Genomic DNA, 7179 nt, shown 5'->3' with positions numbered 1-7179 from the left:
TGCGGGGCCTGTAGCGTTCGGCGTCGCGCGGGAAGGCAACCTTGCGCGACGAGGTGCCGGGGATGGCCGCGGCGGCGCCGGCGGTTGGCGTCGCAGCCCTTGTCGGCGACGAGTTCGCGGGGCGGGGCGACAGCCGAGACCGGCGTGGCGGCGGCGGTGACGGCGGCGCCGTTGCCGCCGGTCGGCAGGATCGCGTGCGGGCGGCCTTGCTCGTCGCAGAGCGCGTGGCCCCTGGCGGGGCGCCCACCGCGCGAGCGGCCGATCGCCTGGTGGCTGGCATCGCCTTCCCCCCCTTTCGCGCCGGCCGCCGAGCGGTGCGCCTTCACGGCGGCACTGCCGATCGGCGCGCCCCGCGGCGGGTCGGCGCAGGCGACGAGGGCGGCGAGGATGCGCTGCCAGAGCCCGCGTTGGCTCCAGCGGTTCCAACGGTTGAAGACGGTGGCGTATGGCCCCTATTCCGGCGGCAGGGCGCGCCAGCGGCAGCCTTCGCGCAGCCGGTGCACGATGCCGCCGATCCCCCGCCGGTCGTCCACGCGCCGCGGCCCGGTGTGGACCATCGCCGGATGCGGCTCGCTCGCCGCCCACGGCACGTCGCTCAGCCAGAACAGGCGCGACACGGTCCATCCCCCCGCCGTTGGGCAGGGCGAATCACCGCACCGTTCCCACGGCAATTGGGCGCAGACCCTAGCGGTCGCCGTAGCCCCCGGGATGGCGCTCGCGCCACGCCCAGGCGGTGCGCACGATGTCGTCGAGCGCGGCGAATCGCGGCGTCCAGCCGGTCTCCCGGCGCAGCCTCTCGCTCGATGCCACGAGCACCGGCGGATCGCCTGGCCGGCGCGGCCCGATCACGTGCGGCACCTTGCGCCCGCCGACCCGCTCGACCGCCGCGATCACCTCGCGCACCGAGTGTCCGGCGCCGTTGCCGAGGTTGTAGCGGCACGACCCCTCCTCCAGCCGGTCCAGCACGCGCAGGTGCGCCTCCGCGAGGTCGGTCACGTGCACGTAGTCGCGGATGCAGGTGCCGTCCGGCGTCGGGTAGTCGTCGCCGAACACGGTCAGCGGCGGGGTGCGGCCGAGCGCGGCGTCGATCGCGAGCGGGATGAGGTGCGTCTCCGGCCGGTGGTCCTCGCCGAGCCGCCCCGCGGGATCGGCGCCGGCGGCGTTGAAGTAGCGCAGGCAGGCCGAGCGCAGCCCGTGCACCCTGTCCGCCCAGGCGAGGCCGCGTTCGACCATCAGCTTGGATTCGCCATAGGCGGAGCCGGGCCGGACCGGCGCCTCCTCGTCGATCGGGATGCGGTCGGGCGCGCCGAACAGCGCGGCGGTGGAGGAGAGCACGAACTTGCGCACCCCCGCCTTCACCGCCGCCTCGGCGAGCCACAGGCTGTTTGCCGTGTTCTCGGCGCAGTAGCGCAGCGGCTCGCGCATGCTCTCCCCGACCAGGGAGAGGGCGGCGAAGTGCAGCACCGCCTCGAAGCGGTACGCGGCGAAGACCTCCGCCACGGCATGGCGGTCGGCGAGATCCGCGACCACCAGCTCCGCCCCCTCCGGCACCGCCGCGCGATGCCCCTGGCTCAGGTTGTCGAGCACCACCACACGGTCCCCGCGCTCGGCCAGCGCGAGCGCGACATGGCTGCCGACATAGCCGGCGCCGCCGGTCACCAGATAGGTCCGGGCCAAGCCACATCACTCCCTGAAGTGCCCCCTTGGGGGATGAGGCGCCTCGCAGCCGGCGAAGCCTGCCGTGCAGTCCCTCGCCCGCGTCCTTCCGGGAAGGCCGGCGGAGTTCCGCCCCCCGCGGGGCGTTTCGCGCCCGCGCCCGGAAGGCAGCGGCGCATTCGCCCGCCGCGCCACCCCGCCGACCTCGGCCCGGACGAGCATCGATGCCCCGCCCAGCACGGTCAGGTCGTAATCCGGCCAAACCCGGTCCGGCAAGGCCGCGCTCGCGCACGACGGGGACTAACCGGCCGGGAGAGTCTCGCGCGCCCAGCCAAATGCCGTCGCAGACGGTCGCTGGGGCACGGCGCGCGGCCTCCCCCGATCGTCGCCCGGCCCGGCAGGGGCGAACAAGGTCTTCGCCCATTGCCCCCCGGCGGGCGGCCGTCCCGTTCTGTCCCGCACCGGTCACACGCCGCACGCGGTCGCGCTCCCCCGGACGCGTCCCTCGGGATTAGCACGACCCGCGGCGAAGCATCACCGGCCTGCCCCCCGCGCGCGCCCCTGGCAGTGCCCCCGGGGGGACCTGCGGCGCCTGGCGCTGGACGCCCGCGGCGTCGACGGGGCCGCGGGCGGACGATACCGGGGCGCGCGGACCATTCGCGCAAGGGAGCGGGTTCGGATGAACGGCGGAACGAACGGCCACCGCAAACGTTCCCGTGGCATGGAGGAGGAGGGACACCCCATGCACGCACGCCCACGCAACGCACCGAGCCTCCGTTCCGCCCTCGCGGCGGCGCTCCTGCTGCTGGCCGCCGCCTGCTCCGCGCCGGGGGCCGACCTGCCGCCGCTGCCGGAATCGAACCGCGCCGACGTCTATCGCCTCGGGCCGAACGACGAGGTGCGCGTCACGGTGTTCAACGATCCGCGGCTGACAGGCGAGTTCCGCGTCACCGACACCGGCGCGATCGCCCTTCCGCTGGTCGGTGCGGTGCCGGCCCGCGGCCGCAGCACCGAGGAGGTCGAGCGGGCCATCGAGCGCGAGATGCAGCGCAAGGGGCTGTTCCGCGACCCCTCGGTTGCGGTCGAGGTGCGCACCTACCGCCCGATCTTCGTGCTCGGCATGGTTGAACGCGGCGGGCAATATGCCTATCAACCGGGCATGACCGCGCTCTCTGCCGTGGCCGTCGCAGGCGGGTTCAATTACCGGGCGGTGCAGGACTACGTCTCGATCACCCGGATCGGGCCGGACGGCCGGGCGCGGGAGTTCCGCGCCCCGCGCGACGCGCTGCTGCAGCCGGGCGACGTCGTCACCGTCTTCGAGAGGCGCTTCTGAGGGGCGCGGCGCCGGCGCTTCGGACCTCCGCCTGCGCCCTCGGCCTGCTCGTCGCCGGGGCCGCCGGGGCCGCTTCGCTGGCGGCTTCGCCCGCGGCAGCCGCGGACTTCCCGCCGCCGCACCCCGTGCGCGGCGCCGGCCTCGCCGTCCCGCCGTTCCGCGGCGAGGTCTGGGGCGGGCTGTCGCGTCCCGCCGCCGGCCCGCCGGCCGCCATCGGCACCTACACCAACGGCTGCCTCGCCGGGGCGGTGGCGCTGCCGCTCGAGGGGCCGGGCTGGCAGGTGGTGCGTGCCTCGCGCAACCGCTTCTGGGGGCATCCGCGGCTGATCGCCTTCGTCGAGGACTTCGCCCGCCGGGCGCAGGCGGAGGGCTTCCCGGACCTCTGGATCGGCGACCTCGCCCAGCCGCGCGGCGGACCGCTGCCCTACGGCCATGCCAGCCACCAGATCGGGCTCGACGTGGACATCTGGCTCGACCTCTCGCCCAAGCCCCGGCTGCCGGCAGCGGCGCGGGAGGAGATCCGGGTGCCCTCGCTGGTCCTGCCGGACGAGACCGACGTGGACCCCGCCCGCTTCACGCCGCGCCATGCGGCGCTGATCCGCCTCGCCGCCGAGAGCCCGGAGGTGGAGCGGGTGCTGGTCAACCATGCGATCAAGCGCGCCCTGTGCCGCAGCGCGGCGGGCGCGCCCTGGCTGCGCCGCGTGCGGCCCTGGCGCGGCCACGAGGCGCACATGCACGTGCGCCTCGGCTGCCCGGCGGACGATGGCGGCCGGTGCCGCCCCCAGGCGCCGCCGCCGCCGGGCGACGGCTGCGACGCCGCCACGCTCGATTGGTGGCTGACGCCGGAAGCGCGCCGCCCGCCGCCGCGCCCGCCGGGGCCGCCGCCGGCGATGCCGCTCGCCTGTGCCCGGGTGCTGTCCGCGCCCTGAGCGCCGGCCGCGCGCCGCCCCGGCTGGGCAGGCGCCGCCGCCTCGGGAATAGTGCGTCCGAGCGATCGCCCCCGGCCGTGCGGCACGGGGGCCGTCACCGCACGGAGGCCGCATGAGCATCCCCATCCCCCAGGCCCAGATCCCCGGCATCTATCACCGCCGCGTGGGCGACATCGTCGTCACCGCGCTGAGCGACGGCTTCCTCACCGGCTCGCTCGACGTGCTGCGCAACATCACGCCCGACGAGGCGGCGCGGATGCTGACCGAGGCCTTCCGTCCGGTGCCGCGCGTCACCTCGGTCAACTGCTACGCCATCCACGCCGGCGGGCGGCTCGCCCTGATCGAGACCGGCTGCGGCAGCACCATGCAGGACACCGCCGGCAGGCTGCTCGCGCACATGGCGATCGCCGGGCTCGATCCGGCGCAGGTCGAGGCGGTGATCCTCACCCACATGCATCCGGACCACTCGAACGGCTTGACCGACCCGGCCACCGGCAAGCCCTTCTTCCCCAATGCCGAGCTGGTGATGCACGCGGACGAGTGGGCGCACTGGCACGACGACGCGCGCATGGCGCAGGCGCCGGAGATGCACCGCATCCGCTACTTCCCCTCCGCCCGCCAGCAGGGCGCCCCCTACCGCGACCGGCTGCGCTTGCACCGCGGCGGCGAGGTCTTCCCCGGCGTCACCGCCATGCCGATCCCGGGCCACACGCCGGGCCACACCGGCTACATGATCGCCGCGGGCAAGGAGGCGCTGTTCATCTGGGGCGACATCGCCCATGTGCCGGAGGTGCAGATCCCCCGCCCCGAGGTGGCGATCGAGTTCGACGTCGACTCCGCCGCCGCCATCGCCACGCGCCGGCGCGTGCTCGACATGGCGGCGACCGACCGCCTGCTGGTCGCCGGGATGCACATGCACTTCCCGGGCTACGCGCACATCGCGCGCGGGCCGGAGGGCTACCGGATGGTGCCGGAAGCCTGGCGGCAGACGCTGTAGGCCGGATCGGGCCGCGGCAGGGATCGCGGCAAATCCCGTCGGACGAACGCCTTTCCACGATGGTGCCCGCATGACTCTCCGCATCGTCCGTCTCGGCATGCCCCGCCTGCCGGGGGAAGGCATCCGGATCGGCACCGTGCGGCGCCCGCCGCGCGGCGTCCGCAAGGAACGCTACGCCGCCGAGGACTGGTTCGACGTCTGGCTGCCCGACCTCGCCCCCAGCGTCGGGCTGGTCTCGCAGGCCCAGGCGGCCGGAACGGAGGAGGAATGGCGCGCCTTCGTGCGCGCCTTCCGCGCCGAGATGCGCGCGCCCACCCCGAGCCGTCTGCTTGACCTGCTTGCCGCCCTGTCGCGCGACGCGACCTTCTCGATCGGCTGCTACTGCGCCGACGAGGCGCGCTGCCACCGCTCGGTGCTGCGCGCGCTGCTCGCCGAGCGCGGGGCGCGGATCGGCTAGAGCCGATCGCGGACCGCGCAAACAGCCGGGGGCGCGAATCGGCCCGACCGGCGACGAGCTAGGGCCGCCGCGGCGGGCACGGCCGGGCGAAAGCGGCCCTGGCCGCCCCTGCCGGTCCGGCCGCGCCGGCGGCGGCCGGACGGCCCGTACCGTCCCCTCCCCGCCTCACTCCCACTCGATGGTGCCGGGCGGCTTGCTCGTGATGTCGTAGGTGACGCGGTTGACGCCGCGCACCTCGTTGACGATGCGGTTCGCCACGCGCGCCAGGAAGCCCATGTCGAAGGGATAGACATCGGCCGTCATCCCGTCGGTGCTGGTCACCGCGCGCAGGGCGCAGGCGTGGTCGTAGGTCCGCTGGTCGCCCATCACGCCCACGGTGCGCACCGGCAGCAGCACGGCGAAGGCCTGCCAGATCGCGTCGTAGAGGCCGCTGAGGCGGATCTCCTCGAGGAAGATCGCGTCCACCCGGCGCAGCAGGTCGGCCTTCTCGCGCGTCACCTCGCCGAGGATGCGGATGGCGAGGCCGGGCCCCGGGAAGGGATGGCGGCCGACGATCTCCTCCGGCAGGCCGAGCTCGCGCCCGAGCGCGCGCACCTCGTCCTTGAACAGCTCGCGCAGCGGCTCGACGAGCTTCATGCGCATCCCCGCCGGCAGGCCGCCGACATTGTGGTGCGACTTGATGGTGGCGCTCGGCCCGCCGGTCGCCGAGACGCTCTCGATCACGTCCGGGTAGAGCGTGCCTTGCGCGAGGAAGTCGGCGCCGCCGAGCCGGCGCTGCTCCTCCTCGAACACCTCGACGAACAGCCGGCCGATGATCTTGCGCTTCTCCTCCGGCTCGGTGACGCCGCGCAGCGCGCCGAGGAACAGCTCGGAGGCGTCGCGGTGCACGAGGCGGATGTTGAAGCGGTCGCGGAAGGTGGCGACGACCTGCTCCGCCTCGCCGGCGCGCATCAGGCCGTGGTCCACGAAGATGCAGGTGAGCTGGTCGCCGATCGCCTCGTGGATCAGCGCCGCCGCCACCGCCGAATCCACCCCGCCGGAGAGGCCGCACACCACCCGCCCCGCCCCCACCTGGTCGCGAATGCGCGCGATCGCCTCGGCGCGGAAGGCGCCCATGGTCCAGTCGCCGCGGCAGCCGGCAACCTTGTGCGTGAAATTGCGGAGCAGCGCCGCCCCGTGCGGGGTGTGGACGACCTCCGGGTGGAACTGCACGCCGTAGAAGCGGCGCGCGTCGTCGGCGATGAAGGCGAAGGGCGCCCCCTCCGAGACGCCGATGACGCGGAACCCGGGCGGCAGGCGCGTCACCCGGTCGCCGTGGCTCATCCACACCTGCTCGCGCCCGCCCTTCGCCCACACCCCCTCGGTCAGCGCGCACGCGTCCACCACGTCCACGAAGGCGCGGCCGAACTCGCGATGGTCGGCGGGCTGCACCTCGCCGCCGAGCTGCGCGCACATCGCCTGCTGCCCGTAGCAGATGCCGAGCACGGGGACGCCGAGCGCGAACACCACCTCCGGGGCGCGCGGGCTCTCGCCCTCGTGGACGCTCGCCGGGCCACCGGAGAGGATGATCGCCTTCGGCGCGAAGGCGCGGATGCGCGCCTCCCCGGCGGAGAAGGGCCAGATCTCGCAATAGACGCCGCTCTCGCGCAGCCGGCGGGCGATGAGCTGCGTCACCTGGCTGCCGAAATCGAGGATCAGGACGCGGTCGTGCCCGCCCGCGGCGGGCGACGGGGCTGGGGTCGGAACGACGGTGGCCATGGCGGCTTGCAGCACGGCGCGGCCGGCGGCGCAAGCCGGGGCCGCCCGG

7 protein-coding genes and 1 pseudogene are annotated in these 7179 nt (G+C 74.9%); 4 read left to right on the top strand and 4 right to left on the bottom strand.

Annotation, left to right across the window (positions count from 1 at the left end; genetic code table 11):
• The 3 genes and pseudogenes from K1J50_RS13810 to galE form a co-directional block, all read right to left on the bottom strand.
• A pseudogene (locus K1J50_RS13810) lies at positions 1-326 on the bottom strand (hypothetical protein); the annotation flags it as partial.
• A gap of 126 nt (positions 327-452) precedes the next feature.
• Entirely contained in the window at positions 453-617 is a 165-nt protein-coding gene (locus K1J50_RS13805; protein WP_220118318.1) for a transposase, read from the bottom strand.
• A gap of 67 nt (positions 618-684) precedes the next feature.
• Positions 685-1677 (bottom strand): UDP-glucose 4-epimerase GalE, encoded by a 993-nt coding sequence (gene galE, locus K1J50_RS13800; RefSeq protein ID WP_220118317.1) that lies wholly within the window; start codon positions 1675-1677, stop codon positions 685-687.
• Between the two features lie 721 nt (positions 1678-2398).
• Between galE and K1J50_RS13795 the strand changes: the two genes are divergently transcribed.
• From K1J50_RS13795 to K1J50_RS13780, 4 genes are all read left to right on the top strand, one after another.
• A complete protein-coding gene (locus K1J50_RS13795; protein ID WP_255575280.1) occupies positions 2399-2989 on the top strand; it encodes a polysaccharide biosynthesis/export family protein in 591 nt (196 codons plus the stop codon).
• Between the two features lie 125 nt (positions 2990-3114).
• Positions 3115-3918, top strand: coding sequence for a penicillin-insensitive murein endopeptidase (mepA, locus tag K1J50_RS13790; RefSeq protein ID WP_369413602.1), 804 nt, complete (start codon positions 3115-3117; stop codon positions 3916-3918).
• A 112-nt stretch (positions 3919-4030) separates the two neighbouring features.
• Positions 4031-4915 carry an MBL fold metallo-hydrolase gene (locus K1J50_RS13785; protein ID WP_220118315.1) on the top strand — a complete coding sequence of 295 codons (885 nt, stop codon included), beginning with the start codon at positions 4031-4033 and terminating at the stop codon, positions 4913-4915.
• A gap of 70 nt (positions 4916-4985) precedes the next feature.
• Positions 4986-5372, top strand: a complete 387-nt coding sequence (locus tag K1J50_RS13780) for a DUF488 domain-containing protein (protein WP_220118313.1) — start codon at positions 4986-4988, stop codon at positions 5370-5372.
• Between the two features lie 165 nt (positions 5373-5537).
• Here K1J50_RS13780 and guaA read toward each other — a convergent pair whose 3' ends face one another.
• Positions 5538-7130, bottom strand: a complete 1593-nt coding sequence (gene guaA, locus K1J50_RS13775; RefSeq protein WP_220118311.1) for a glutamine-hydrolyzing GMP synthase — start codon at positions 7128-7130, stop codon at positions 5538-5540.
• Between the last annotated feature and the right edge of the window lie 49 nt (positions 7131-7179).

Source organism: Caldovatus aquaticus (assembly GCF_019458025.1).
In the GTDB taxonomy this organism is placed as follows: Bacteria; Pseudomonadota; Alphaproteobacteria; order Acetobacterales; family Acetobacteraceae; genus Caldovatus; species Caldovatus aquaticus.
The sequence above is the reverse complement of the archived record's forward strand: the minus strand, read 5'-3'. Positions and strand labels throughout refer to the sequence as shown.